Source organism: Streptomyces mauvecolor, assembly GCF_039532965.1.
GTDB lineage: Bacteria > Actinomycetota > Actinomycetes > Streptomycetales > Streptomycetaceae > Streptomyces > Streptomyces violascens.
This window is the reverse complement of sequence record NZ_BAAASQ010000018.1, coordinates 162356-187401: the sequence shown is the minus strand read 5'-3', so window position 1 is coordinate 187401 and position 25046 is coordinate 162356. Positions and strand designations below refer to the sequence as shown.

Annotated in this window: 25 protein-coding genes; 13 read left to right on the top strand and 12 right to left on the bottom strand. The window is 70.6% G+C overall.

Annotated features, from left to right (window positions below; genetic code table 11):
• Positions 1-139: 139 nt before the first annotated feature.
• Entirely contained in the window at positions 140-937 is a 798-nt protein-coding gene (locus tag ABD346_RS23860; protein WP_344377503.1) for a TerD family protein, read from the top strand.
• Positions 938-958: 21 nt separating this feature from the next.
• On the opposite strand, the gene ABD346_RS23855 is transcribed toward ABD346_RS23860, so the two are convergent.
• The 6 genes from ABD346_RS23855 to ABD346_RS23830 all read right to left on the bottom strand — a co-directional run bounded on the left by ABD346_RS23855 (position 959) and on the right by ABD346_RS23830 (position 5558).
• Positions 959-1696, bottom strand: coding sequence for a TerD family protein (locus ABD346_RS23855; RefSeq protein ID WP_344377502.1), 738 nt, complete (start codon positions 1694-1696; stop codon positions 959-961).
• Between the two features lie 153 nt (positions 1697-1849).
• Entirely contained in the window at positions 1850-2992 is a 1143-nt protein-coding gene (locus tag ABD346_RS23850; protein WP_344377500.1) for a DUF475 domain-containing protein, read from the bottom strand.
• A 160-nt stretch (positions 2993-3152) separates the two neighbouring features.
• Positions 3153-3728: a TerD family protein gene (locus ABD346_RS23845; protein ID WP_053727176.1), complete on the bottom strand. Its 576-nt coding sequence runs from the start codon at positions 3726-3728 to the stop codon at positions 3153-3155.
• 93 nt (positions 3729-3821) lie between these two features.
• Positions 3822-4397, bottom strand: coding sequence for a TerD family protein (locus tag ABD346_RS23840; RefSeq protein ID WP_189960861.1), 576 nt, complete (start codon positions 4395-4397; stop codon positions 3822-3824).
• Positions 4398-4559: 162 nt separating this feature from the next.
• Complete coding sequence (locus ABD346_RS23835) at positions 4560-5018, bottom strand: peroxiredoxin (protein ID WP_114035478.1); 459 nt, start codon at positions 5016-5018, stop codon at positions 4560-4562.
• Positions 5019-5135: 117 nt separating this feature from the next.
• Positions 5136-5558: a DUF3052 domain-containing protein gene (locus tag ABD346_RS23830; RefSeq protein ID WP_189960860.1), complete on the bottom strand. Its 423-nt coding sequence runs from the start codon at positions 5556-5558 to the stop codon at positions 5136-5138.
• Positions 5559-5997: 439 nt separating this feature from the next.
• Here ABD346_RS23830 and aceE point away from each other — a divergent pair, with 439 nt between their 5' ends.
• Entirely contained in the window at positions 5998-8730 is a 2733-nt protein-coding gene (aceE, locus tag ABD346_RS23825) for a pyruvate dehydrogenase (acetyl-transferring), homodimeric type (protein ID WP_344377497.1), read from the top strand.
• Between the two features lie 276 nt (positions 8731-9006).
• Here aceE and ABD346_RS23820 read toward each other — a convergent pair whose 3' ends face one another.
• The 3 genes from ABD346_RS23820 to ABD346_RS23810 all read right to left on the bottom strand — a co-directional run bounded on the left by ABD346_RS23820 (position 9007) and on the right by ABD346_RS23810 (position 11497).
• Entirely contained in the window at positions 9007-9318 is a 312-nt protein-coding gene (locus tag ABD346_RS23820; protein WP_344377495.1) for a small hydrophobic protein, read from the bottom strand.
• A 48-nt stretch (positions 9319-9366) separates the two neighbouring features.
• Positions 9367-9735, bottom strand: a complete 369-nt coding sequence (locus ABD346_RS23815) for a peptidase inhibitor family I36 protein (protein WP_344377493.1) — start codon at positions 9733-9735, stop codon at positions 9367-9369.
• 163 nt (positions 9736-9898) lie between these two features.
• Complete coding sequence (locus ABD346_RS23810) at positions 9899-11497, bottom strand: MFS transporter (RefSeq protein WP_344377492.1); 1599 nt, start codon at positions 11495-11497, stop codon at positions 9899-9901.
• 137 nt (positions 11498-11634) lie between these two features.
• On the opposite strand from ABD346_RS23810, the gene ABD346_RS23805 reads away from it, so the two are divergent.
• The 7 genes from ABD346_RS23805 to ABD346_RS23775 all read left to right on the top strand — a co-directional run bounded on the left by ABD346_RS23805 (position 11635) and on the right by ABD346_RS23775 (position 19103).
• Positions 11635-12267, top strand: coding sequence for a TetR family transcriptional regulator (locus ABD346_RS23805; protein WP_344377700.1), 633 nt, complete (start codon positions 11635-11637; stop codon positions 12265-12267).
• A 158-nt stretch (positions 12268-12425) separates the two neighbouring features.
• On the top strand, positions 12426-13637 hold the full coding sequence (locus ABD346_RS23800; RefSeq protein ID WP_344377490.1) for an alpha/beta hydrolase: 1212 nt from the start codon (positions 12426-12428) through the stop codon (positions 13635-13637).
• A gap of 117 nt (positions 13638-13754) precedes the next feature.
• Positions 13755-14621, top strand: coding sequence for a DUF4429 domain-containing protein (locus ABD346_RS23795; protein WP_344377489.1), 867 nt, complete (start codon positions 13755-13757; stop codon positions 14619-14621).
• Between the two features lie 88 nt (positions 14622-14709).
• A complete protein-coding gene (locus ABD346_RS23790; protein ID WP_344377487.1) occupies positions 14710-15987 on the top strand; it encodes a sensor histidine kinase in 1278 nt (425 codons plus the stop codon).
• A 9-nt stretch (positions 15988-15996) separates the two neighbouring features.
• Positions 15997-16680, top strand: a complete 684-nt coding sequence (locus ABD346_RS23785) for a response regulator (RefSeq protein WP_344377486.1) — start codon at positions 15997-15999, stop codon at positions 16678-16680.
• A 180-nt stretch (positions 16681-16860) separates the two neighbouring features.
• Complete coding sequence (locus ABD346_RS23780; RefSeq protein WP_344377484.1) at positions 16861-17904, top strand: alpha/beta hydrolase; 1044 nt, start codon at positions 16861-16863, stop codon at positions 17902-17904.
• Positions 17901-19103: an acyltransferase family protein gene (locus ABD346_RS23775; protein WP_344377483.1), complete on the top strand. Its 1203-nt coding sequence runs from the start codon at positions 17901-17903 to the stop codon at positions 19101-19103. Before ABD346_RS23780 ends, ABD346_RS23775 begins: the two co-directional genes overlap by 4 nt.
• Positions 19104-19123: 20 nt before the next feature.
• Here ABD346_RS23775 and ABD346_RS23770 read toward each other — a convergent pair whose 3' ends face one another.
• Complete coding sequence (locus ABD346_RS23770; RefSeq protein WP_344377482.1) at positions 19124-20152, bottom strand: aldo/keto reductase; 1029 nt, start codon at positions 20150-20152, stop codon at positions 19124-19126.
• A gap of 7 nt (positions 20153-20159) precedes the next feature.
• Positions 20160-20651: a MerR family transcriptional regulator gene (locus tag ABD346_RS23765; protein ID WP_344377480.1), complete on the bottom strand. Its 492-nt coding sequence runs from the start codon at positions 20649-20651 to the stop codon at positions 20160-20162.
• Between the two features lie 169 nt (positions 20652-20820).
• Between ABD346_RS23765 and ABD346_RS23760 the strand changes: the two genes are divergently transcribed.
• Both ABD346_RS23760 and ABD346_RS23755 read left to right on the top strand, forming a co-directional pair.
• Entirely contained in the window at positions 20821-21291 is a 471-nt protein-coding gene (locus ABD346_RS23760) for a GNAT family N-acetyltransferase (RefSeq protein ID WP_344377479.1), read from the top strand.
• 20 nt (positions 21292-21311) lie between these two features.
• A complete protein-coding gene (locus ABD346_RS23755; RefSeq protein ID WP_344377477.1) occupies positions 21312-22130 on the top strand; it encodes a serine hydrolase domain-containing protein in 819 nt (272 codons plus the stop codon).
• On the opposite strand, the gene ABD346_RS23750 is transcribed toward ABD346_RS23755, so the two are convergent.
• Positions 22117-22776, bottom strand: coding sequence for a pirin family protein (locus tag ABD346_RS23750; RefSeq protein ID WP_344377476.1), 660 nt, complete (start codon positions 22774-22776; stop codon positions 22117-22119). The two genes, ABD346_RS23755 and ABD346_RS23750, sit on opposite strands and share 14 nt — an antisense overlap.
• Before the next feature lie 59 nt (positions 22777-22835).
• Between ABD346_RS23750 and ABD346_RS23745 the strand changes: the two genes are divergently transcribed.
• Together ABD346_RS23745 and ABD346_RS23740 are read left to right on the top strand one after the other, a co-directional pair.
• A complete protein-coding gene (locus ABD346_RS23745; RefSeq protein ID WP_053730591.1) occupies positions 22836-24032 on the top strand; it encodes a PucR family transcriptional regulator in 1197 nt (398 codons plus the stop codon).
• 89 nt (positions 24033-24121) lie between these two features.
• On the top strand, positions 24122-25039 hold the full coding sequence (locus ABD346_RS23740; protein WP_344377474.1) for an ACP S-malonyltransferase: 918 nt from the start codon (positions 24122-24124) through the stop codon (positions 25037-25039).
• The last annotated feature ends 7 nt before the right edge of the window (positions 25040-25046 follow it).

The following is a 25046-nucleotide window of genomic DNA, read 5'->3' as shown; positions in this document are numbered from 1 at the left end:
AGAGTTCCCCAAGTGCATGAAATCCAGGTAACTCGTCTGCATCATTCGGCCCGTGCGCATGCGGCGAGCACGCCGCGGGACGCACCCGGGCCGGGCCCCGCGTTGTCCGCGGGGGCCGCGGGAAGGCAGGATGACCGGCATGACGCACGCGATGCTGAAGGGATCGAACGTCCCGCTGGAGGCCCCGGCCGTACGGGCCGTGCTCCGCTGGTCGCCCGGCGCCGACGTCCCGGACGTGGATGCCTCGGCGCTGCTGCTCGCCGCCGACGGCCGGGTGCGCTCGGACGAGGACTTCGTCTTCTACAACCAGCCGCGCCACCCCTCGGGCCTGGTGCGCCGGCTCCCCAAGAAGCGTGTCGCGGAAGGCCTGACCGACACCGTCGAGGCCGATCTGGCCGCCCTCGACCGCTCCGTCGACCGGGTGCTGATCACCGCGTCGTCGGACGGCGCGACCTTCCGTGCCGTACGCGATCTGCGGATCCTGCTGTTCGACGCGGCGGTCTCGGGAGCCGAGCCGGTCGCCCTGTTCGACGTGAAGCCGGAGACCGGCGAGGAGACCGCGATCATCTGCGGCGAGCTGTACCGCCGCGGCGACGGCTGGAAGTTCCGCGCGGTGGGCCAGGGGTACCCGACCGGTCTGGTCGGCCTCGCCACCGAGTACGGCATCTCCGTGGACGACGGCGAGGGCGGCGACAGCGCGCGGAGTGCGCCCAGTGCGCCGTCCGTGCCCCAGCCGCTGCCGCAGCACGCGGCCGAGCCCGCCTACGGCTATCCGCATCCCGCTCCTCCCGCCCGGCCGCCCCTCGCGCAGCCGTCCTACGGCTATCCGCAGCCGGCTTCGCCGCAGCCCGCGTACGGATACCCCCAGCCCGCGGCGCCCGCGCCGGACCCCACGTTCGTACTGCCGCCCATGGGGCCGCAGTTCATCCGCCAGTAGGCCGCGGGAGGCGGCCGCGGCTCAGGCCTTCGTCTTGTAGCCCCGGCCCCACTGCAGGCCCCAGCCGTACAGGCGGTCCAGCTCGGCCTGGAAGCCGTACACGAACTTCACCTCGCGCCGCACCACCATGTCGCCCTTGATGTTCTCGATGGAGACCACGGCGCAGGAGCGGGCCTCGGGGGCGCGCTCGTCGAGCTCGATCTCGATGCGCGGGCCGTTGCTCGGGTAGAGCGTCACCTTGGCGTGGGTGCGGTCGAAGGCCGGGGTCTGGTCGTAGATGTAGACGAAGACGAGAAGGCGCTTTATCTCGTCGCGGTGGTCCAGGTTGACGAAGATCGTCTCGCCGGAGGCCGAGCCGAAGCGGTCGTCGCCGCTGCACTCCACGTAGGGCGCCTTGTTGGTGGCGCCGAAGAAGTTGCCCAGCGGCTGGACGACGCCCTTGCTGCCGTCCTGGAGTTCGTACAGGCAGCCCAGGTCGAGGTCGACGTTGACCATGGACTGGGTATGGCCCTGGACCATCTCCGGCTTGAAGAACTTCAGCGGGTGGCGCAGCAGCCTCCCGCTCTGGTCGGGCTTGCCCCCGAAGTCCGACGTACGCATCCGCCAGGACAGGTTGACCCGCAGGCTGCCGGTGTTGGCGCCCTGCTTCCCGAGCGAGACCGTGTTGTGCCGTCGGGTCAGCTCGATCGTGTTGGTCGCCGCGCTGCCCGAGTCGAACTGTGTGGCCCTGCCCCGCCACAGGCCGTCCCAGAACGCCATTGCCCCCACCCCATAGGTCCGTGAACTGTCCCCGCACGCAAAACTCCGCGGGGCGGCCGGCGAGGCCGAGGCCTCGTGACCGCCCCGCAGAGAGCGTTCCTCATTCGACGGCGGATCACACGCCCGAGGGCGTGCGCTCCGGAAGCACCGGGGTCACACCCCGGAGCCGACTTCCGCCCGTTCGTTGGAATCCTCGCCGCCGTCCGCCGCGAGGCGCCGGTTGCGGCGCACGGAGGACCAGAAGGACCAGACGATCAGGAGGACGCCGACGGAACCGGTGATGACCTCCTGGATCTCGTACTGGATCGTGACCAGGAGGATCACGGCCAGCGCACCGATCGCGTAGTGCGCGCCGTGCTCCAGGTAGACGTAGTCGTCGAGGGTGCCCTGGCGGACCAGATAGACGGTCAGCGACCGGACGTACATCGCGCCGATGCCGAGGCCGAGCGCCATCAGGACGATGTCGTTGGTGATGGCGAAGGCGCCGATGACGCCGTCGAACGAGAACGACGCGTCCAGGACCTCCAGGTAGAGGAACATGAAGAACGCGGCCTTGCCGGCCATGACGACCGCAGAAACCTTGCTGCCGGTGCGCTCGGCCTCTTCCTCCGCCTCGTGCTCCCGCTCCTCGTCCTCTTCGAGACGGTTCTCGAAGTAGCCGGAGAGCCCGCCGACGACGAGGTACGTGATCAGGCCGGCGATGCCGGAGATCAGCACGGTCTGCGCCTTGTCGACGTGCGCGCCGCCGTGCTGGTGGGCGTGGGTCGCGACCGTCATGGAGGCGATGAGCAGGGCGATCATGGCGATGCAGACGGACAGCATGTCGATCTTGCCGAGCTTGGCCAGCGGGCGCTCCAGCCAGGCGAGCCACTTGATGTCACGGTCCTCGAAGATGAAGTCGAGGAAGATCATCAGCAGGAACATGCCACCGAAGGCGGCGATCGACGGGTGCGCGTCGGTGACCAGCTGCTGATAGCGGTCGGCGTCGTTGAGCGCCAGGTCGACCGCGTCGAACGGGCCGATCTTGGCGCTGATCGAGACGATGACGACGGGGAAGACCAGGCGCATGCCGAAGACGGCGATGAGAACGCCTACCGTGAGGAAGATCTTCTGCCAGAAGGCATTCATCTTCTTCAGGATTCCGGCGTTGATCACCGCGTTGTCGAAGGACAGCGAGATTTCCAGGACCGCCAGGATGGCCACCACGCCGAAGGCGGTCCACCCGTCGTAGAGCACGGCCAGGGCCAGGCCGATCGCGGTGATCGCGAACGACCAGCCGAAGGTTTTCAGAAGCACTGACTTCCCCATCGTGTAGAGCGGGCCGACCCGACGAAGAGCGGGTCTCCCCCCGCACCGCGCACGGCTTTACGCTGCTGTGTCCCGGGGGCGGGCCCCGGGCCCCCTTGCAGGGACCGCCCCGGACGGCGCTCGACTTGAAGGCAACCGGGTGATCTCTTTAGGAGACGTTGACCCCGAAGTCTAGAGCGATGCCCCGCAGCCCCGATGCGTACCCCTGACCAACTGCACGGAACTTCCACTCGCCGCCGTACCGGTACAGCTCGCCGAAGATCATCGCGGTCTCCGTCGAGGCGTCCTCGCTCAGGTCGTAGCGGGCGAGCTCCTGTCCGTCGGCCTGATTGACGACACGGATGAAGGCGTTGGCGACCTGGCCGAAGGTCTGGCCGCGGTTGTCCGCGTCATGGATCGAGACCGGGAAGACGATCTTGTCGCAGGCGGCGGGCACCTTCGTCAGGTCGACGATGAGCGACTCGTCGTCACCCTCGCCCTCACCGGTCAGGTTGTCGCCGGTGTGCTCGACCGAGCCCTCGGGGCTCTTGAGGTTGTTGTAGAAGACGAAGTACTCGTCGCCGAGCACCCGCCCGTTCGCGCACAGCAGGGCGCTGGCGTCGAGGTCGAAGTCGGCTCCGGTGGTGGAGCGTGCGTCCCAGCCGAGACCGACGAGCACCTGGGTGAGGTTCGGTGCGGCCTTGGAGAGGGAGACATTGCCTCCCTTGGCGAGCGTGACGCCCATGTTCGTGTCCTCCCCGAGAAGTGGAACAGGTGGTGAGCGCGTCCGGCGCCGCACCACGAGGGGTGCGGCGCCGGACACACGAGAGCGGTCGGCTCAGACGTTGACGCCGAAGTCCTGCGCGATGCCGCGCAGGCCCGAGGCGTAGCCCTGGCCGATGGCGCGGAACTTCCACTCCGCGCCGTTGCGGTACAGCTCGCCGAAGACCATCGCGGTCTCCGTCGAGGCGTCCTCACTCAGGTCGTAGCGGGCGAGCTCGCTGTTGTCCGCCTGGTTCACGACGCGGATGTAGGCGTTGCGCACCTGGCCGAAGGACTGCTGGCGGCTCTCGGCCTCGTAGATCGAGACCGGGAAGACGATCTTGTTGACGTCGGCCGGGACCCCGGCCAGGTTCACCTTGATGACCTCGTCGTCGCCCTCGCCCTCACCGGTGAGGTTGTCACCCTGGTGCTCGACGGAGCCGTCGGGGCTCTTGAGGTTGTTGAAGAACACGAAGTTCGCGTCGTTGGTGACCTTGCCCTGGTCATTGGTCAGCAGGGCGCTGGCGTCCAGGTCGAAGTCACCCCCGGTGGTGGTGCGTGCGTCCCAGCCCAGACCGACGATGACCGCGGTCAGGTTGGGGGCGGCCTTGGTCAGCGAGACGTTGCCGCCCTTGCTGAGGCTGACTCCCACGAGTCCTCCCAATGGTGTGAGGGGCCGGCTTGGACAGCGTCCCCGTCGTGCGTTGGCATCGGATCAACGAATGGATCCTAGTAACCGGTTCCCGGCTCAAACAGGCGATTCGACCGAACGATCATCCGGTGTCGGCCGGGCGGGACCGGGCACGTGCCGCGGTCAGATGGTGTCGAGCGCCTTGAGGTACTCGTTGAGGTCGCGGGCGTCCGGCAGGGCGTTGACGACGGTCCAGCGGACCACGCCCTCCTTGTCGATGATGAAGGTGCCGCGCACCGCGCACCCCTTGTCCTCGTCGAAGACGCCGTAGGCGCGGCTGACCTCGCCGTGCGGCCAGAAGTCGGAGACCAGCGGGTACTCCAGGCCCTCCTGCTCGGCGAAGACGCGCAGGGTGTGGATGGAGTCGTTGGAGACGGCGAGCAGCTGGGTGTCGTCGTTGACGAACTTCGGCAGGTTGTCGCGCAGTTCGCACAGCTCGCCCGTGCACACGCCGGTGAAGGCGAACGGGTAGAAGAGCAGCACCACGTTCTTCTCGCCGCGGAAGTCGCTGAGCTTCACGGTCCGGCCGTGGTTGTCCTTGAGCTCGAACTCCGGGGCCTTGGTGCCGACCTCGATAGCCATGGAAACGCCTTCCCTTCGATGGGCCGTATCGGTGAAACCCCACCCTACGCACCCCCCTATGCACAGGGCCCCCTCAGGCTGGTGCCTGAGGGGGCCCTGTGGGGCGTGAGGGGTGGATCAGCGCTTGCCGGACTTCAGGCGGGTGCCCGACCAGTCCTTGCCGACGCTGACGCTCTTGGCCGGTGACAGGCCGGCGGTCTGCGCGGCGTCTTGGATGTCGCTGGGCTCGATGTATCCGTCCCGGCCGGTCTTCGGGCTCAGCAGCCAGATCGTGCCGGCGTCCTCCAGGAGGCCGATGGCGTCCACCAGGGCGTCCGTTAGGTCGCCGTCCTCGTCGCGGAACCACAGCACGACGACGTCGGCGACGTCGTCATAGTCCTCATCGACGAGATCCTGGCCAATCAGGGACTCAATGCCCTCGCGGAGATCCTGGTCGACGTCGTCGTCGTAACCGATCTCCTGGACCACCTGTCCGGGCTCGAACCCCAGCCTTCCGGCCGGGTTGGTCCGCTCCTCCGCGTGGTCCGCGGTCGCGCTCACGGCTTGCCTCCTGATCTTGATTCGGTAAGTTCTGCAGCCGCGCGCATACGCGTGGCATGGGGCGTAGTCCACACGGGCGGGACGAATCTCGCAAGTACCCGGCCTCCGAACCCGCCCTTTGGGGGTCAGTGTGGCGGTGTTCAGGGACATCCGCATCCCCGTCGGTGATTCATCCCACACCATTGATGACTGTTTACGCCGTTCTGTTCCTTTGGGTACTCCAATCGGGCCCGAACACCCTTCGGGAACGGTTGGCCGGGTTGAGCGTAAGGTTGCGATTTGGCCCGACCCGTCCAGGCCCTGAGCCTACTTCCTGCTCCGGTGACGGTTACCTCTCGGTTACCTCTCAGTAGAGATGACGTTTGCGCCCCAGCGGTACACGATGGGATGCGGCGCAGAATTGGCTGTCTTCCGCATCCCCCGACAGTGAAGGAACAGCGTGGCTTCCGGATCCGATCGCAACCCGATCATCATTGGCGGCCTGCCGAGCCAGGTCCCGGACTTCGATCCCGAAGAGACCCAGGAGTGGCTCGACTCCCTGGACGCCGCCGTCGACGAGCGCGGCCGCGAACGGGCCCGCTATCTGATGCTCCGGCTGATCGAGCGGGCGCGCGAGAAGCGCGTGGCCGTGCCCGAGATGCGCAGCTCGGACTACGTCAACACGATCGCCACCAAGGACGAGCCGTTCTTCCCCGGCAACGAGGAGATCGAGCGCAAGGTCCTCAACGCGACGCGCTGGAACGCGGCCGTGATGGTGTCCCGCGCGCAGCGCCCGGGCATCGGCGTCGGCGGCCACATCGCCACGTTCGCCTCCTCCGCCTCCCTGTACGACGTGGGCTTCAACCACTTCTTCCGGGGCAAGGACGAGGGCGACGGCGGCGACCAGATCTTCTTCCAGGGCCACGCGTCCCCCGGCATCTACGCCCGCGCCTTCCTGCTCGACCGGCTCAGCGAGCAGCAGCTCGACGCGTTCCGCCAGGAGAAGTCGAAGGCCCCGTACGGGCTTTCGTCCTACCCGCACCCGCGGCTCATGCCGGACTTCTGGGAGTTCCCGACCGTCTCGATGGGTCTCGGCCCGCTCGGCGCGATCTACCAGGCGCGGATGAACCGCTACATGCAGGCGCGCGGCATCGCCGACACCTCCAAGTCGCATGTCTGGGCGTTCCTCGGCGACGGCGAGATGGACGAGCCCGAGTCGCTCGGCCAGCTGTCCATCGCGGCTCGCGAGAACCTGGACAACCTGACGTTCGTCGTCAACTGCAACCTCCAGCGCCTCGACGGCCCGGTGCGCGGCAACGGCAAGATCATCCAGGAGCTGGAGTCGCAGTTCCGCGGCGCCGGCTGGAACGTCATCAAGCTGATCTGGGACCGCAGTTGGGACCCGCTGCTCGCGCAGGACCGCGACGGCATCCTGGTCAACAAGATGAACACCACGCCGGACGGCCAGTTCCAGACGTACGCCACCGAGACCGGCGGGTACATCCGGGACCACTTCTTCGGTGACGACCAGCGGCTGCGCGCCATGGTCGAGAACATGACCGACCAGCAGATCCTGCACCTGGGGCGCGGCGGCCACGACCACAAGAAGATCTTCGCGGCGTTCTCGGCGGCCAAGGCGCACAAGGGCCAGCCGACCGTGATCCTGGCGCACACCGTCAAGGGCTGGACGCTGGGCCCGAACTTCGAGGGCCGCAACGCGACCCACCAGATGAAGAAGCTGACGGTCGACGACCTCAAGGGCTTCCGGGACCGGCTGCACATCCCGATCACGGACGCCGAGCTGGAGTCCGGCGCGCCGCCGTACTACCACCCCGGACGCAAGTCCGAGGAGATCCAGTACATGCACGACCGCCGGCTCGGGCTCGGCGGCTACGTGCCGACCCGTGTGGTGCGTGCGAAGCCACTGGCGCTGCCCGAGGACAAGACGTACGCGGTCGCCAAGAAGGGCTCGGGCCAGCAGTCGATCGCCACCACGATGGCGTTCGTCCGCATCCTGAAGGACCTGATGCGGGACAAGGAGATCGGCAAGCGCTTCGTGCTGATCGCGCCCGACGAGTACCGCACCTTCGGCATGGACGCGTTCTTCCCGAGCGCCAAGATCTACAACCCGCTGGGCCAGCAGTACGAGGCGGTCGACCGCGAACTGCTGCTCGCCTACAAGGAGTCGCCGACCGGGCAGATGCTGCACGACGGCATCTCCGAGGCCGGCTGCACCGCCTCGCTCATCGCGGCGGGCTCGGCGTACGCCACGCACGGCGAGCCGCTCATCCCGGTGTACGTCTTCTACTCGATGTTCGGTTTCCAGCGCACCGGCGACCAGTTCTGGCAGATGGCCGACCAGTTGGCGCGCGGATTCGTACTGGGTGCGACCGCTGGGCGTACGACGCTGACGGGTGAGGGTCTGCAACACGCGGACGGCCACTCGCAGTTGCTCGCCTCGACCAACCCGGCCTGTGTCGCCTACGACCCGGCGTTCGGCTACGAGATCGCGCACATCGTCAAGGACGGTCTGCGCCGCATGTACGGCCCCGACAGTGAGGACGTCTTCTACTACCTCACCGTCTACAACGAGCCGATCCAGCACCCGGCCGAGCCGGCGGACGTCGACGTGGACGGCATCCTCAAGGGCATCCACCGCTACAGCGCGGGGACTTCGGGCGCCATTCCGGCTCAGATCATGGCGTCCGGCGTGGCCGTGCCGTGGGCGATCGAGGCACAGCGGATCCTCGCCGAGGAGTGGAACGTACGGGCGGACGTCTGGTCGGCGACCTCCTGGAACGAGCTGCGCCGCGACGCCGTCGAGGTGGAGGAGCACAACCTCCTGCACCCCGAGGAGGAGCAGCGCGTCCCCTACGTCACGCAGAAGCTCCAGGGCGCGCAGGGTCCGTTCGTGGCCGTTTCCGACTGGATGCGGGCCGTTCCCGACCAGATCGCGCGCTGGGTGCCGGGCACGTACCAGTCGCTCGGCGCGGACGGGTTCGGCTTCGCGGACACGCGGGGGGCGGCTCGCCGCTTCTTCCACATCGACGCGCAGTCGATCGTGCTGGCTGTCCTCACGGAGCTGGCCCGGGAGGGGAAGGTCGACCGGTCTGCGCTCAAGCAGGCGGTTGACCGGTACCGGTTGCTCGATGTCAGCGCTGCCGAGCCCGGTGCGGCTGGGGGCGACGCGTAGGCTCCGCTGAGCCTCGTAGCGCGGGGTGTGATGGGTGTTGCGGGGTTTCTCCCCCGGGCCCCATCGCTTCCGCCTGTTGGGTGTTCGGTACCGGTTGTCCGTGGCTGGTCGCGCAGTTCCGCGCGCCCCAGTAGGTGACCCCGTGCGGGCGTCCCCACGCGGCGGAGCCGCAAAATGTCACAGCCCCGCGCCCCTGAGCAGGTGGCCCCGAACAGACAAGTGGAGGGGGCGGTTTCCCTGGTGGGAAACCGCCCCTTCCGGCCGTTCACGGCACGGTCAGAAGATGCCGTTGCCCACGCTTGCCGCACCTGCCAGCCAGATGATGGCCAGCAAGGTGTCTATGGCGCCCAGGACCAGGGCCACCACTGCCGGCAGGGGGTGGGAGCCGTTCCGGCGGCGGCCCATGGCCAGCCGGCCGCAGACGATCGCCGCCGGTCCCAGGACGATGCCGAGGACGAAGAATCCCGCCACCGCGCAGACCAGTCCGACGATGCCGAGCGTCGCGCGGTCCGGCCCGGTCCGGGGCCACATCCGGTTCCGTGGCCGGGGGGTCCTGCGTGTACGCGTGTGTCCGAAGCCCGCCATCATCACTCCCTGAGGTTGGTCGGCTCGGCCTCAAGGGGCGGGTACCACGCCTCAGCTCTCCCACACCTTGAACGCCCGTACCCGATAAGGGACTTGGGGCATCCACGTCCCGGCGCCCGGGTGCGTGTCGAACTCGCCCGTCTCCGCGCACTCGGCGGACTGGTAGGTCGTGACCGGCCGCCCCATGCGGTTGGCGAGGGACTGGGCGTCGGTGCCCGGCGGCAGCGCGGTGCAGCTCTCGATGTCGATGTGCGCCAGGTCGTACACGTGCCGGGCACCCTTGAATCCCGCCTTGCTCCAGAGGCAGAGCTCGCCCGCCGCGCAGTCCCCGAGGCGGGGTTCCGAGGCGGCATGGGCGGACGTGGGCAGCAGGAACGCGGTCGCGGCGAGCAGGGCCACCGTGGTCGTCGTCGTACGCATATGAGGTCAACTCCCGTGTCGGTTCGATCCGTTGGATCATGGGAACGCGGGGCGGGCAGGGGCGGTTCCGGGTTCCGAGGGCCGCGGGAAGAGATCATCCGGATAGGTGAAAGCCCCGCCGGACCGGGTCCGACGGGGCTTTCACGTAACGGAGTTGACGGGATCAGATGTGACCCGCGCCCACGCCCGCCTCCGCGTTCTCACCGCGCTTGGTGAACATGGCGACCGCGGCGGCCACGACCGCGACGATCCCGGCGACCGTGAACGCGCTGCTCATGCCTGACACGAACGTGTCGTGCGCGACGCCCGCGATCTTGGCGGCGACCTCCGGCTTCGTGCCCGGCGGGACCGGTGCGGCGCCGACCGAGACGGCCGAGGACGCCTGGGACAGCGGCGTGCCCTCCAGCTTGCCCAGCCCGGCCGCCGTCCAGTTGTCCGGCAGCTTGGAGCTGATCTGCGAGGACATCACGGCGCCGAGCACGGCGGTGCCGAGCGAGCCGCCGACCTGCATGCCGGCCTGCTGGAGACCGCCCGCGACGCCGGACAGCTCGATGGGGGCGTTGCCGACGATGACCTCGGTGGCGCCGACCATGACCGGGGCGAGGCCGAGGCCCAGCAGCGCGAACCAGATCGACATGGTGACGGTGCCCGTGCCGACGGTCAGCCGGGACATGCCGAACATGGCGACCGCGGTGCACACCATGCCGCCGACCAGCGGGACGCGCGGGCCGAGCTTGGTGATCAGGGCGCCCGCGATGGGCGAGGCGACGATCATCATGCCGGTGAGCGGCAGCAGGTGGAGCCCGGAGTCGACGGCCGACATGCCGTGCACGTTCTGCAGATAGAAGGTGACGAAGAAGAGGCCGCCCATGAAGGCGAACGCCATCAGGATCATCAGGACCGTGCCCGCCGACAGCGGCACGGACCGGAACAGGCCGAGCGGGATGAGCGGCTCCCTGACCTTGGTCTCCCACAGGGCGAAGAGGACGAAGCTGATCACCGCGGCCGCGATGAACCCGAGGGTCCTGCCGCTGCCCCAGCCGTACTCCGAGCCCTTGATGAGGGCCCAGATCATGCAGAACATCGCGACCGAGAGCAGCACGATGCCGAGGATGTCGAAGGACCTCGGCGCGTTCTCCGCGCGGTGGTCGCGCAGGATCAGCAGGCCCAGGACCAGGGCGATCGCGCCGACCGGCACGTTGATGAAGAAGACGGACTGCCAGCTGACGTGCTCGACGAGTACGCCACCGAGGATCGGGCCGCCCGCGGTGGAGGCGCCGATGACCATGCCCCAGATGCCGATCGCCATGTTCAGCTTCTCGGCCGGGAAGGTGGCGCGCAGCAGGCCGAGCGCGGCCGGCATCAGGAGCGCGCCGAACAGGCCCTGCAGGACTCGGAAGGCGATGACGAAGGTGACGCTGTGGGAGAGGCCGATGGCCCCGGAGGCGGCGCCGAAGCCGACGACGCCGATGAGGAAGGTCTGGCGGTGGCCGAACCGGTCACCGAGCTTGCCCGCGGTGATCAGCGAGACGGCCAGGGCCAGCATGTAGCCGTTGGTGATCCACTGGACGTCCTGCAGCGAGGCATCGAGGTCGTGCTGGATGGCCGGGTTGGCGATCGCCACGATGGTGCCGTCGAGCGCGACCATCATCACGCCGATGGCCACGGCGAAGAGCGTCAGCCAGGGGTGGCCGCGCAGCCCCTTGGCCGGCGCCGGTATCTCGTCCTGTGGCGCCTTTTCGACGGTGGTCTGACTAGTCATGCGATCGAGGCTAGTGTCAGTCGCTGACAGTTGACAAACCATTTCACAAGTCGGTAGCTGTCACGTGGCTCACAGTTAAGCTGAACACGCCAAATTGACTGAAAGAGGACTGCGAAGTGACGGTGGAGCAGCGGCCCATGGCGCCGAGCGGCGGCCTGCGCGAGCTGAAGAAGCAGCGCACCCGGGACGCGCTGCTGCGGGTGGCCCTGGAGCTCTTCACCACCAAGGGGTACGAGCAGACGACCGTCGACGAGATCGCGGACGCGGTCGACGTCTCGCAGCGCACCTTCTTCCGCTACTTCGCCAACAAGGAGGCCGTGGTCTTCGCGGCCCAGGACGCCATCGAGTCGCACTTCGTGGACGCGCTGCGCCAACGGCCGCCCGCGGAGGGCCCGTTCACCGCCATGCGGCGTGCGGCACTCTCGGCCTGGGACACCATCGAGGAGCTCCTGTCCCCCGTCGTGCCGGTCACCCTGTACATGCGGACGTACCAGGTGATCGAGTCGACCCCGGCGCTGCTCGCGGTCCATCTGCGCCGCTCGGCGGAGGTGGAGGAGCAGGTCGCGCGACTCATCGCGGAGCGTGAGGGCCTGGACATCGACGCCGACCCGCGGCCCCGGGTGGCCGTGGCCGCCTTCACCGGCGTGATGCGGGTGGCGGGCGGGCTCTGGGGGCAGGGCGAGGACCCCAGCGTGGCCGCGATCCGCGAGCTGACCGCGAGCTATCTGGACCATCTCGGCCCCGCCCTGGCCGACGACTGGCGCGCCTGAACCACACCGGGGAGGTGACGGCCGACACGCCGGAACCACAGCTCGGACGTACGGAGCGTGCGCCCGCGCGCGCTCTTGGTGAGACCACCCCCCGCTCAAACGTGATCTGAGTCACTGTCAGCCCAGTGGACCTCCAGGGTCTCCTACTGTGGTCAGCAGTGACTTCCTTCGACTCCTCCCCCACACTGAACGCCTGGCGCGCGCTGCTCGCGCTCGCCGTCGTGTTCGTCATGCTCGCGACCTCCGGCTGGACGGCGATCCGCGGCCACGCGGGCGACTCCGAGCCACGCGCCAAGGCCCTCGCCGCCTGGGCGCGGGGAACGATAGACGGCCACAAGCTGCCCAAGGCGGACGCCACCGCCCAGCAGCTGGCGCAGTTCTTCGGCGCGCTGACCCCCACGGAGCAGAGCACGCTCGCCCACCAGTACCCGCTGGTCGTGGGCAACCTGAACGGCGCCCCCGTACCCCTGCGCTACGAGGCCAACCGTGTCGCGCTCACCGAGGCACGCGCCGTCGAGGAAAAACGCATGGTCGACACCAGGCTCTCCGCCGACGGCCGCCAGGACGCGGGCCGCCGGATGCACCGGTTCGACTCGCTGCTCGACGACGGCCGCCAGATCCTCGCCTTCGACCCCTCCGACACCGGCCGGGTCGCGGAGGTCTTCGGCGACCTCGACCACGCGGAGCGCGTCTCCGTGATCGTCCCCGGAGTCGACACCGACGTCCTGACCTTCGAGAAGACCAGCAAGAAGAACACCGCCCCGGTCGGCATGGCCCAGTCGCTGTACGCGGCCGAGCGGGCGGCCGCGCCGGACACCCGGACCGCCGTGATCGCCTGGGCCGACTACACCGCGCCGGCCGGTCTCGGCATGGACGCGGCCATCGGCAGACTGGCCGAGGACGGTGCGGTACGGCTGTCCGCGATGGTGGGCGCGCTGCCCGGCAAGTCCTCGGTCGAGCTGTTCTGCCACAGCTACGGCTCGGTGGTGTGCGGCGTCTCGACGCGGCGGCTGCCGCCCCGGGTCGACGACATCGCGGTGGCCGGCAGCCCCGGCATGCGGGTGCGCAACGCCGCCCAGCTGGACACCTCGGCGCGCATCTGGGCGATGCGGGACAAGGACGACTGGATCCAGGACGTGCCGTACCTGGACGTCGCGGGCCTCGGCCACGGCGCCGACCCGGTCTCGGCGGCCTTCGGCGCGCGGGTCCTGTCGGCGGCCGGAGCCGTCGGACACACCGGCTATTTCGAGCCCGGCACCAAGAGCCTCGCCAACTTCGCCGCCATCGGAGTTGGCGCGTACCGGACGGTCGGCTGCGCCGACGGCGGCGCCGGGTGCGACAGCGGAATTTCCGACCGGCCGGCGGCTTGACGAACGCTCCGGCGGGCTGACACGCGTAGACGCCGTGGGATCGCCGGAGCGCTCGCGCGACGACGGGGTTTTCTCCGAGGGGGGACGCGCGGGCGTGCGCCGCCTACGATGAGGCGCATGGGTGATGTGCTGGCCGGAATTCATGCCACCTGGGAGTTCGAGTCCGACTCCGTGCTCATCCGCTTCGAACGGGGGATCCGCGCGCCGAAGCTGTTCCAGGCGCTGCGCGAACGGCGCATCCCCCACGAGGCGTTGGAGACGGTGACGCTCTCCCCGGGCAAACGCGGCACGGTGGTGCTGCACGCGGTGCCGAGACCGGGCGCCGACCCGTTGATGGATGCCGCGGCGGGCCAGTTGAAGGAGTCCTGCGACCCCTACCGCCTGGTGCTTCCGGCCGAGCGCGAGACGCTCGCCGAGTACTACGCGGACGAGCTGCGGGACGCGCTGCCGCCGGACGCCTCCGAACCCGCGGAGCGCCATCTGGTGGCGGCGCCCGAGGCCCCGCTGAACTTCAAGGCGTACGACGGCAGGGCCGCCTTCGACGGCCGGCAGGTCACCTTCCGCTGGTTCTGGACGGGCGCGTCCTCCGAGAAGTGGAAGGCCGGCGACCAGACCTTCCCGGTCGCGGCGCTGAGCGGTGTCGAGTGGCGCTCCCCCGAGGTCTTCGACGGCCACCTGCGCCTGCTGCGCCGCGAGGCCGACGGATCCGCCTCCCAGGCCGACCGCGACCCGGCGTCCGTGGTCTTCGGCCTCGGCTACGGCCCGGTGCACGAGTCCCTGCCGTTCGCGGCGGCGGTCCTCGCGGCCGTACGGGGCGGGGGCGGTCCCTCCATTCCGCACCAGGCGGTCCGCGTCGCGGCGGGCCGGCGCGACCCCGCGGACATCGCGGAAAGGATCCGCCACCTGGGCGACCTGCACCGGGCCGGCCTGGTCACGGACGACGAGTTCAGCGCGAAGAAGGCGGAGCTGCTCGCGGAGCTGTAGAGCGGCGGACCGATACCCAGGTCCGGGGTGCGGGTGGCACCCCGGTATGACGCGCGGCCGGGCCGATCCTGCCTACGCTGGCCGGGCCATGAAGATCGCACCCGCCTCCCGCCGCGCGCTCGCCCTGGTGTGGCCGCCCGCCGAAGCCACCCGGCCGCTGTTCTCACAGGCGCCCAGGCGCTGGCAGCGGTGGAGTCCGTACGTCGTCGTCGGCTGCTTCGTGCTGGCCCTGCTTCCCGTCACCATCACCGTGCTCGCCCATGACTACCAGCTCGGCGGCGGCTGGGCCGGGGCGCTGGGGGTGGCGCAGACGGTGCCGCTGCTGCTCGCCGTGACCCGGCCGATGACGGCCTGGCTGATCGTCCTCGCCTTCGACATCCTGGGCGCGCTGCTGCTGTACGACGCCGACACGGCCGGCCGCCCCTGGCCGTGGCCGCCCACGGTGATCGTCGGCTACCTGGCCCTCATGGCCTGCCTCGGGCTGCGCGAGACGACCCGCACGCTGGTCGCGGTGTGGCTGACGACGGGCGCGGCCAGCCTCGCGCTCGGCATCTTCCCGCCGAGCGGCTCCACCAGCACCTACGTCCTGCTCTTCGTGCTCACCGGCGTCATGCTGGCCTTCGCGGGCGCCGTACGCAGCCGGGAGGAGGCCGAGCGGGCGCTCGCCGAGCAGGAGACGATCAGCGAGGGCGAGCGCGCCCGGCGCACCCTCCTGGAGGAACGCGCCCGGATCGCGCGCGAGCTGCACGACGTGGTGGCCCACCACATGTCGGTGATCACCGTGCAGGCCGACTCGGCGCCGTACCGGCTCACCGGGCTCGACGAGGCGGCCCGCGGCGAGTTCGAGTCCATCGCGTCCAGCGCCCGGGAGTCGCTGAGCGAGATGCGGCGCCTGCTCGCGGTGCTGCGCAGCGACGGCAGCACCGAGGAGGGCGGTGAGCGGACTCCCCAGCCCGGCGTGGACCGCCTCCAGCAGCTCGTCGAGGCGACGGTACGGGCCGGACTGCCGGCCAGGCTCTCCCTTGCCGCGGACCTGCCGGCGCTGCCGCCCGCGGTCGACCTGTCGGCGTACCGGATCGTGCAGGAGGCGCTCGCCAACGTCGTACGGCACGCGCCGGGCGCCGCGACCCGCATCTCCGTCACGTGCGACGACCGGCATCTGACGGTGGTCGTCGTCAACGGCCCTGCGGCGGGCCGCACTTCGCCCCTGGAGGCCTCCGGTACGGGGCACGGGCTTGTCGGCATGCGCGAACGCGTACGGTTGACCGGCGGATCCCTGGACACGGGACCGCTGCCGGACGGCGGCTTCCGGGTGGCGGCGCGCCTGCCTCTGGATTCCCCCTCCGTTTCCCAACTCCCCTCCTAAGGAAGCCAGTTGACCATCCGCGTGATCATCGTCGACGACCAGGCCATGGTGCGGGCGGGGTTCGCCGCGCTGCTCTCGGCTCAGGCCGACATCGACGTGGTGGGCGAGGCAAGCGACGGCCGCGCCGGGGTCGAGGTGGCCCGCTCCACCCACCCGGACGTGGTCCTGATGGACGTCCGCATGCCCGAGATGGACGGGCTCGCCGCGGCCCGCGAGATCCTGGACCCGCCGATGGGGGTCGTCCACCGGCCGAAGGTGCTGATGCTGACGACCTTCGACGTCGACGACTACGTGTACGAGGCGCTGCGGGCCGGGGCGTCGGGGTTCCTGCTGAAGGACGCGCCTCCGGCGGACCTGATCGGGGCGGTACGGGTCGTGGCGGCCGGGGAGGCACTCCTCGCCCCCTCGGTGACACGGCGGCTCATCGCGGACTTCGCGGCGCAGCGGCCGGCTCCGCGGCGGGGGGCGGCGGCGTTGCGTCTCAACGGGCTCACGCCGCGGGAGACGGAGGTGCTGGAGCTGATCGCCCGGGGGCTTTCCAACCAGGAGATCGCGGGGCGGCTGGTGCTGGCGGAGCAGACCGTGAAGACGCACATCGGGCGGGTCCTGGCGAAGCTCGACCTCCGGGACCGGGCCCAGGCGGTGATCTTCGCCTACGAGGCGGGAGTGGTCCGCCCCGGCGACCCGGGCTGACCCGCGCCCCCTCGGGGGCGCGGCAGCATGCACGGGGGCTCCGCAGGGCAGGGGAAGGGCAACCCACCCCCTACCCAGGTACCACCCCCCACCTGGCCCCCCAGGGTGACGCCCCGCGCCCCACCCGCTTCCTACCTTCCTCCTCGTCAAGGGACAGACACGAGGAAGGGAAGTCGCGGCATGCATCGGTTCCGAAGGGCAATGGTCGCCTCCGCGTTGGTGGTCACCGCCATCGCCGGCACCGCGGGGTGGGCCACGGCCGATGCGCAGCAGGCGGTCACCGGGCCGCCCCCCGGCGCCGCCGCCTGGCGGGCCGACACCGTGATCGGGCGCCCCCTGCCCGACCCCGCGAGCGCGACCCCCCGCGAAGTCGCCCTGTTCTTCGCCGGGTTGAGCGAGCCGGAGCAGCAGACGCTGGTCCGGCGGCACCCCGAGGTCGTCGGGAACCTCGACGGCGCCCCCGTACACCTGCGGTACCGGGCGAATCGGCTGGCCATATCGGCCACCCATGACCCCCGGTTCGCCCGGCTCGCCGAGCCGTCCCGGCAGATCCTCTCCTTCGACTCCCGGGGGCGGGGTCAAGTGGCCGAAGTTTATGGGGAGTTGAGCGAGGCCGCCCACGTCTCCGTCATCGTGCCCGGCTCCGACATCGACGCCGCCACCTTCGACCGTACGAACGACCCCTACGGCACCCCCGCCGGCATGGCCGCCTCGCTGCGGGACGCCACGCACGACGCGACCGCCGTGGTCGCGTGGGCCGGGTACACCACCCCCGTCGGGGTCGGTCTTGACGCCGCGACCGGGAAGCTCGCCGAGGCGGGGGCCGAGCGGCTGACCCGGCTCACCGAGGGGCTCGACGCGGTCGGCGCGCCGGATCCGGTGCTGTTCTGCCACAGCTACGGCTCCGTGGTGTGCGGGCTCGCCGCCAAGGACACCGACGCCTCGGACATCGTCGCGCTCGGCTCCCCCGGCATGCGCGCCGGCACCGCCGACGACCTGGGCACCGACGCCCGGGTGTGGGCCGCGAAGAACCCCACGGACTGGATCGACGACGTGCCGCACATCGAGTTCGCGGGGCTCGGCCACGGCACCGACCCCACCGACCCCTCCTTCGGCGCCCGCCGCGTGCCCGCCGCCGACGCCAAGGGCCACACCGGCTACTTCGCCCCCGGCACCGAGTCCCTCCACGCCTTCGCCGCCATCGCCACGGGAGATGTTCGATGAGCTCGCTGACAAGGGCCGTCCTGGACATCGAGCGCAGGACGCCTGCTCACCGCGATCGCGCCATCGACGGGCTGCGCGCCCTCGCGCTGCTCGCCGTGCCGACCGGGCACTGGCTGCTCGGCGGGTTCACCCTCGACAGCGCCGGCGCCCTGCACAACGCCAGCCCGCTCTCCTCCTTCGCGGGCTTCGCCCCGGCCAGCTGGTTCCTGCAGATGCTCGGCATCTTCTTCCTCGTGGGCGGCTACGCCTCCGTGCTTTCCTTCCGGCGGAGGAAGGGATCGACCGCACAGTGGCTCAAGGGGCGCGTCGCCCGGCTCGGGCGGCCCGTGCTCGGTGTCACCGCCGTCTGGGCCGCGATGATCCCGGTCCTGTCCGTGCTCGGCGTGCCCCACGACACCCTGCGCACCGGGTCCACGCTCGTGATCCAGCCCCTGTGGTTCGTGGGCGTGTACGTCGGCGTCACCGCGCTCACGCCCTACTGCGTCCGGGCGGCGCGCGCACTCGGCGGGTGGGCGGCCGCTCCGCTGCTCGCGGTCGTCGCCCTCGTCGACTTCCTGCGCTACGGGCCGTACGCCGACTCCGTGCCGTCCTGGCTGTCGGTCGTCAACATCCTGCCCGGCTGGATGTTCGCCTATCAGCTCGGCGTCTCCTGGGGCGAGAAGAGGATCGGACGCAGGGGTGGGTGGTTGTTGTTCGGTGGCGGGGCGCTGCTGTTCGCCGTGCTGCTCGTCGTCTTCCACTACCCGGCGTCCATGGTCGGCGTGCCCGGTGAGGCACGGACGAATTCGCATCCCCCGTCGCTGCTCGTGCTCGCGCTCGCCGCCGCCCAGTCCGGCGCCGCGATCCTGCTGCGCGACCGCATCGCCGACTGGCTGAAGAAGCCCGCCCTCTGGGCTCCGGTCGTGGTCGTCAACCTGTCCGCGATGACCATCCTGTGCTGGCACCAGACCGCCCTGCTCGCCGCCGCCGTGCCGGCCTCCTTCGCCGGGCGGGTGCCGGGGCTGACCACCGCGCCCGACACGCTGGCCTGGATCGGTGAACGGCTCGCCTGGATGCCGGTGTTCGCGGTCCTTCTCGTACTGATCGCCCGCTACGCGCGCGGCTTCGAGGCGCCCTGGACGAAGGCGACGAAGGCCCGCCGGGCAGCGGCGGGGCTGCTCGCGGCGGGCTTCGCGGTGTTCGCCCTGGGGCTGGCGTGAGCCCCTGGTGCCGGCGCGGCCTACTGCTCGCGGGCCGCCGACGTCGACGACATGTCGGGGTAGCGGTCGCCCGCGACCTGCCCGGCGATCGGCTCCAGGAGCGCCAGTTCCTCGGCGCTCAGCGTGATCCGGGTCGCCCCGGTGTTCTCCAGGAGGCGGCTGCGCTTGCGGGTGCCCGGGATCGGGACGACGGTCAGGCCGTGCACCTGGGCGCGCTGCTGCACCCAGGCAAGCGCGATCTGCGCGGTCGTCGCGCCGTGCGCCGCCGCGATCTTGTGGAGCGGTTCGAGCAGGGCCGCGTTGGCCTTGGCGTTGTCCCCGGTGAAGCGAGGCTGGAACCGGCGGAAGTCGCCGCTCGACAGGTCCTTGCCCGCATCCGCGAACGCCCCGGTCAGGAAGCCGCGGCCGAGCGGCGAGTACGGCACGAAGGTCACACCGAGTTCGGCGGCGGCCTGGGCGGCGCTGCGCTCGACGTCGCGGCTGAAGACCGACCACTCCGACTGGAGGGCGGTGATCGGGTGCACGGCGTGCGCCTCGCGCAGCTCGGCGCCGGTCACCTCGCTCAGACCCAGGTACTTGACCTTGCCCTCCTGGACCAGTTCGGCCATCGCGCCGACGGACTCGGCGAGCGGCGTCTGCGGGTCGCGGCGGTGCATGTAGTAGAGGTCGATGACGTCGACGTCCAGGCGGCGCAGGCTCGCCTCGACGGCCTTCTTGATGTACGCGGCGTCGTTCCGGATGCCCCGGTAGGAGGGGTCGTCCGCGCGGCGCTCGATGGCGAACTTGGTGGCCAGGGTCACCTCGTCGCGGTGGGCGGCGAGGAACGGGGCGAGGAACTCCTCGTTGGCGCCGGATCCGTAGATGTCGGCGGTGTCGATGAGGGTGACGCCCGCCTCGACGGTGGCTTCCAGGGTGTCGCGGGCGGCGGCCTCGTCGGTGTCGCCGTAGAACTCGCTGATGCCCATCGCGCCGAAGCCCTGGACGCCGATCCGGGGGCCCTCGGTGCCGAGCCGGACTGTGCTGATCTTCTCGATCGGGCTGTTGCTCATGGGGGGTTCAGGCCCTTTCCGACGCCTTGCGGGCGTCCGCTTCCGACACCTTGCGGGCGTCGGCGTAAAAGTCGATCTTGTAGTCGAGTACGGCGAGCGTGTCCTGGAGCTCCGCCATGCGCGTGATGACGTCGCGCCGGGTCTGCTCCAGGAGCTCCTGGCGCGCCTCGAAGGTGTGCGCCCCCTCGCGGACGAGTTCGGCGTAGCGGACCATGTCGGCGACCGGCATGCCGGTGAGCCGGAGCTTGCCGACGAACGACAGCCAGTCGAGGTCCTTGTTGCTGAACCGCCGCTGGCCGGTGTGCGAGCGGTCCACGTGCGGCATGAGGCCGATCCGCTCGTACCAGCGAAGGGTGTGCGCGGTGAGTCCGGTGCACGCCACGACCTCGCTGATCGTGTAGCGGTCCTGGCCGTCGGGGCGCGGGTGGAGGGGCTGCGTCGCGCACAGGCCCTGCCGGACCCGCTCCACCGTCACCGCTGTGCTTTCGATCACCGTCATGACCTCCACGCTAGGACCTTGGAGTGCACTCCAAGCAAGCCCATTCCGTGACGTGTTTCGGATCGCGCACCGATCGCGTGCCGAGCCCGGCCCCACCGCACACTTCACGCCACCACCGCAACTCGAATACGGGGAGACCCCGTCCGCCTCTCCCGGCTAGCCTGCGGCCATGAGTGCCGTACGTCGCGCCGTACCCGAGGACGCAGAAGAACTGGTCCGCCTCCGCCAGGTGATGCAGGACGCCCTGTCCGGACCGCCCAACCCCGACAAGGCCTGGCAGCCCGCCGCCGTGCAGACCCTGCGCAAGAAGCTGGCCGAGCCCGGCGGGGACATGACCGCCTTCGTCGTGGACCGGCCCGACGGCACCGGCATAGCCGCCTGCGCCCTCGGCACGATCGAATACCGGCTCGGCGGCCCCGGCAACCCGACGGGCACGGTCGGGTACGTCTTCAACGTGGTGACCGACGACGACATGCGCCGCCGGGGCCTGTCGCGGGTGTGCATGGAGGCGCTGCTCGGCTGGTTCCAGGAGCGCAGCGTCTTCAAGATCGACCTGAAGGCGTCGCCGGAGGGCGAACCGCTCTATGTCTCGCTGGGCTTCGTCCACAGCCCCAATCCCGCCATGCGGCTGTCGCGTTAGGACCTATTAGGCTCGTACGCATGGAGAGCCTGCGGATCATCGAGACCTGGCCCGTACCGACCGCCGCGGCGGCCGTGGTGCGGGCCGACGGAACGCTTGCCGGCACGCACGGGCCGGTGTCCCACCGGTTCCCGCTGGCCTCCGTCACCAAGCCGCTCGCCGCGTACGCGGCCCTCGTCGCGTACGAGGAGGGGGCCATCGAGCTCGACGAGCCGGCCGGGCCCGCCGGTGCCACCGTCCGCCACCTGCTCGCGCACACCTCGGGGCTCGCCTTCGACGAGCACAAGGTGATGGCGCCGCCCGGCGAGCGCAGGCTCTACTCCAACGCCGGGTTCGAGGAGCTCGGCGACCACATCGCCAAGCAGTCGGGCATCCCCTTCGCCGACTACGTGCGCCAGGCCGTCTTCGAGCCGCTCGGCATGACGTCCAGCACGCTTGAGGGCTCGCCCGCCAAGGACGGCGTCTCGACCGTCGAGGACCTCGCGAAGTTCGCCGCGGAGGTGCAGGCGCCGCAGCTCCTGCACCCGGCCACGGTCGCCGAGGCGATGCAGGTGCAGTACCCCGGCCTCAAGGGCGTGCTGCCCGGCTACGGCCACCAGAACCCCAACGACTGGGGCCTCGGTTTCGAGATCCGCGGCTCCAAGTCCCCCCACTGGACGGGCAGTTCGTCCTCCCCGCGCACCTTCGGCCACTTCGGCCAGTCCGGTACGTTCCTGTGGATCGACCCGGACGCGGGCCTCGCCTGCGTCGCCCTCACCGACCGCGCGTTCGGCCCGTGGGCGGCCGAGGTGTGGCCGGTGTTCACCGACAGCCTGCTGGCCGAGTTCACACGGAGCTGAGCTCCCAGAGCAGCACCTCGGCGCCCTCGTCCGCGGTCAGCTCCAGGCCGAGCGCCCCGGTGATCCGCGCCGAGTCGCCCGGGCCGAGCTCCTCCTTGGCCAGGCGCACCCGGCCGCGGACGACATGGACGTACACCCCGGGCGCGTCCGGCACGGCGGTGCTCTCGCCGGGGGCGAGGCGGCGGACGTACAGCATGGCGCCCGCCGGGAGCACCGCGTAGGGCGTGGAGTCGGCGATGCCGCGCACGATGTCGTACGCGGGCTCGCCGCCCGGCTTCTTCGGGGCGAGCCACATCTGGAGGAAGACCAACGGGGCCCCGCCTTCGTTCCGCTCCTCGTGCCGTACGCCGCCCGCGGAGCTCAGGCACTGCACGTCGCCGGGGCGCACCACCGTGGTGTGGCCCGCCGAGTCGCGGTGGGTGAGCTCGCCCTCGACGACCCAGGTGAGGATCTCGGTGTGGCTGTGCGGGTGCTCGTCGAAGCCCGCCCCGGGCGCGAGCCGCTCCTCGTTGCAGGCGAGCACCGGGCCGAAGCGGAGGTTGTCCGGCTCGTAGAACCGGCCGAAGGAGAAGGCGTGCAGGGACTCGATACCGGCGTCCGGGTCGCCGCCCGGGTAGCGCTCGTCGCCGCGCCTGACAGAAATCACGCCCACCACCGTAGACCCGGCCCGGCGGTGGAGGTTCCCGATAAGGCAGTCTTGTCCCCGTGCCAGCACCGGATCCCGTACACCCCGCGAAGAATGCCCATCCGCATGCCGCGACCCTGAAGCGTCTTGAGCAGTCCTCGGGGCGGCTCGCCGCGAACGCGATCGCCCGCATGGACGCGACGCTGCCGTGGTACCGGGCGATGCCGCCGGAGAACCGGTCGTGGATCGGTCTGGTCGCCCAGGCCGGTATCGCCGCGTTCACCGAGTGGTTCCGGCATCCCGAGACGCCGCAGGCGATCTCGACCGACGTCTTCGGCACGGCCCCGCGCGAGCTGACGCGGGCCATCACGCTGCGGCAGACCGTCGAGATGGTGCGCACCACCATCGAGGTCATGGAGACCGCGATCGAGGAGGTCGCGGCACCGGGCGACGAGTCGATCCTGCGCGAGGCGCTGCTCGTGTACGCCCGCGAGATCGCCTTCGCGACGGCCCAGGTGTACGCCCAGGCCGCCGAGGCGCGCGGCGCGTGGGACGCCCGCCTGGAGTCCCTCGTCGTCAACGCGGTGCTTTCCGGCGAGGCCGACGAGGGCGCCGTGTCCCGGGCCGCGGCGCTCGGCTGGAACTCGCCGGAACACGTGTGTGTCGTGCTCGGTACGGCGCCGGACGGCGACAGCGAGCTGACCGTGGAGGCGATCCGGCGGGCCGCCCGGCACGCCAAGCTCCAGGTGCTCACCGGGGTGCTCGGCGACCGCCTGGTCGTCATCGCGGGCGGCAGCGACAACCCGCTGGCGGTGGCGAAGAGCCTGATCGGGCCGTATGCCGCGGGTCCCGTCGTCGCGGGACCCATCGTCCCGGACCTGCTGGCCGCGACCCGGTCCGCGCAGGCCGCGGCGGCCGGACTCAAGGCGTGTTCGGCGTGGCAGGACGCGCCGCGGCCGGTTCTCGCGGACGATCTGCTGCCGGAGCGGGCGATCGCGTCGGATCCTGCCGCCCGCGAGCAGCTGGTGGAGGAGATCTACAGACCGCTGGAGGAGGCGGGCTCGGCGCTCCTGGAAACCTTGAGCGTTTATCTGGAGCAGGCGAGCAGTCTGGAGGGCGCGGCCCGGATGTTGTTCGTCCACCCCAATACCGTTCGCTACCGGCTCCGACGTGTGACGGACGTCACCGGATGGTCGCCGTCCGATGTGCGCTCCGCGTTCACGCTGAGGATCGCGCTGATCCTGGGGCGTCTGGCCGACGGAGATTCGCAGTCCTAGACTTTTGTCGGACACCCACAATTCCCCCGACGGTTCTTCGTCCCTGTCCCCACGGGCGCGCAGCGCCGTCCACAAGAGAGAGTGTGAGAGTGCTCGTACTCGTCGCTCCCGGCCAAGGCGCTCAGACGCCCGGCTTCCTGACCCCCTGGCTCGACCTCCCCGGCGCTGCCGACCGGCTCGCCGCGTGGTCGGACGCCATTGGTCTTGACCTCGTCCACTACGGCACGCAGGCGGACGCCGACGCGATCCGCGACACCGCCGTGGCCCAGCCCCTGCTGGTCGCCGCGGGCCTGCTGTCCGCCGCCGCACTGGGTGACGTCTCCCCCGGCGCCGTCGCCGGGCACAGCGTCGGCGAGATCACCGCCACCGCGTTCGCGGGCGTCCTCTCCGAGGAGGCCGCGCTCGGCTTCGTCCGCAAGCGGGGCCTGGGCATGGCCGAGGCCGCCGCCGTCACGCCGACCGGCATGGCCGCGCTGCTGGGCGGCGAGCCCGAGGACGTGCTGCCGCACCTGCAGAAGCTGGGCCTCACCCCGGCGAACGTGAACGGCGCGGGCCAGATCGTGGCCGCCGGCACCGCCGAGCAGCTCGCCGCCCTGGAGGCCGACAAGCCCGAGGGCGTGCGCCGCGTGGTGGCCCTCAAGGTCGCCGGCGCCTTCCACACGCACCACATGGCTCCGGCCGTGGCGGCCCTCGACGAGGCGGCCACGTCGCTCACCATCGCCGACCCGAAGGTCACGTACGTCTCGAACGCGGACGGCAAGACGGTGGCGACCGGCCAGGAGATCGTGACCCGCCTGGTCAACCAGGTCTCCAACCCGGTCCGCTGGGACCTGTGCATGGAGACCTTCAAGGACCTGGGCGCGACGGCGCTGGTCGAGCTGTGCCCGGGCGGCACCCTGACCGGGCTCGCCAAGCGCGCGATGCCGGGTGTCAAGACCGTCGCCCTGAAGACCCCCGCCGACCTCGACGCGGCTCGTGCGCTCATCGCCGAGCATGCATCCGCCTAAGGAGCCG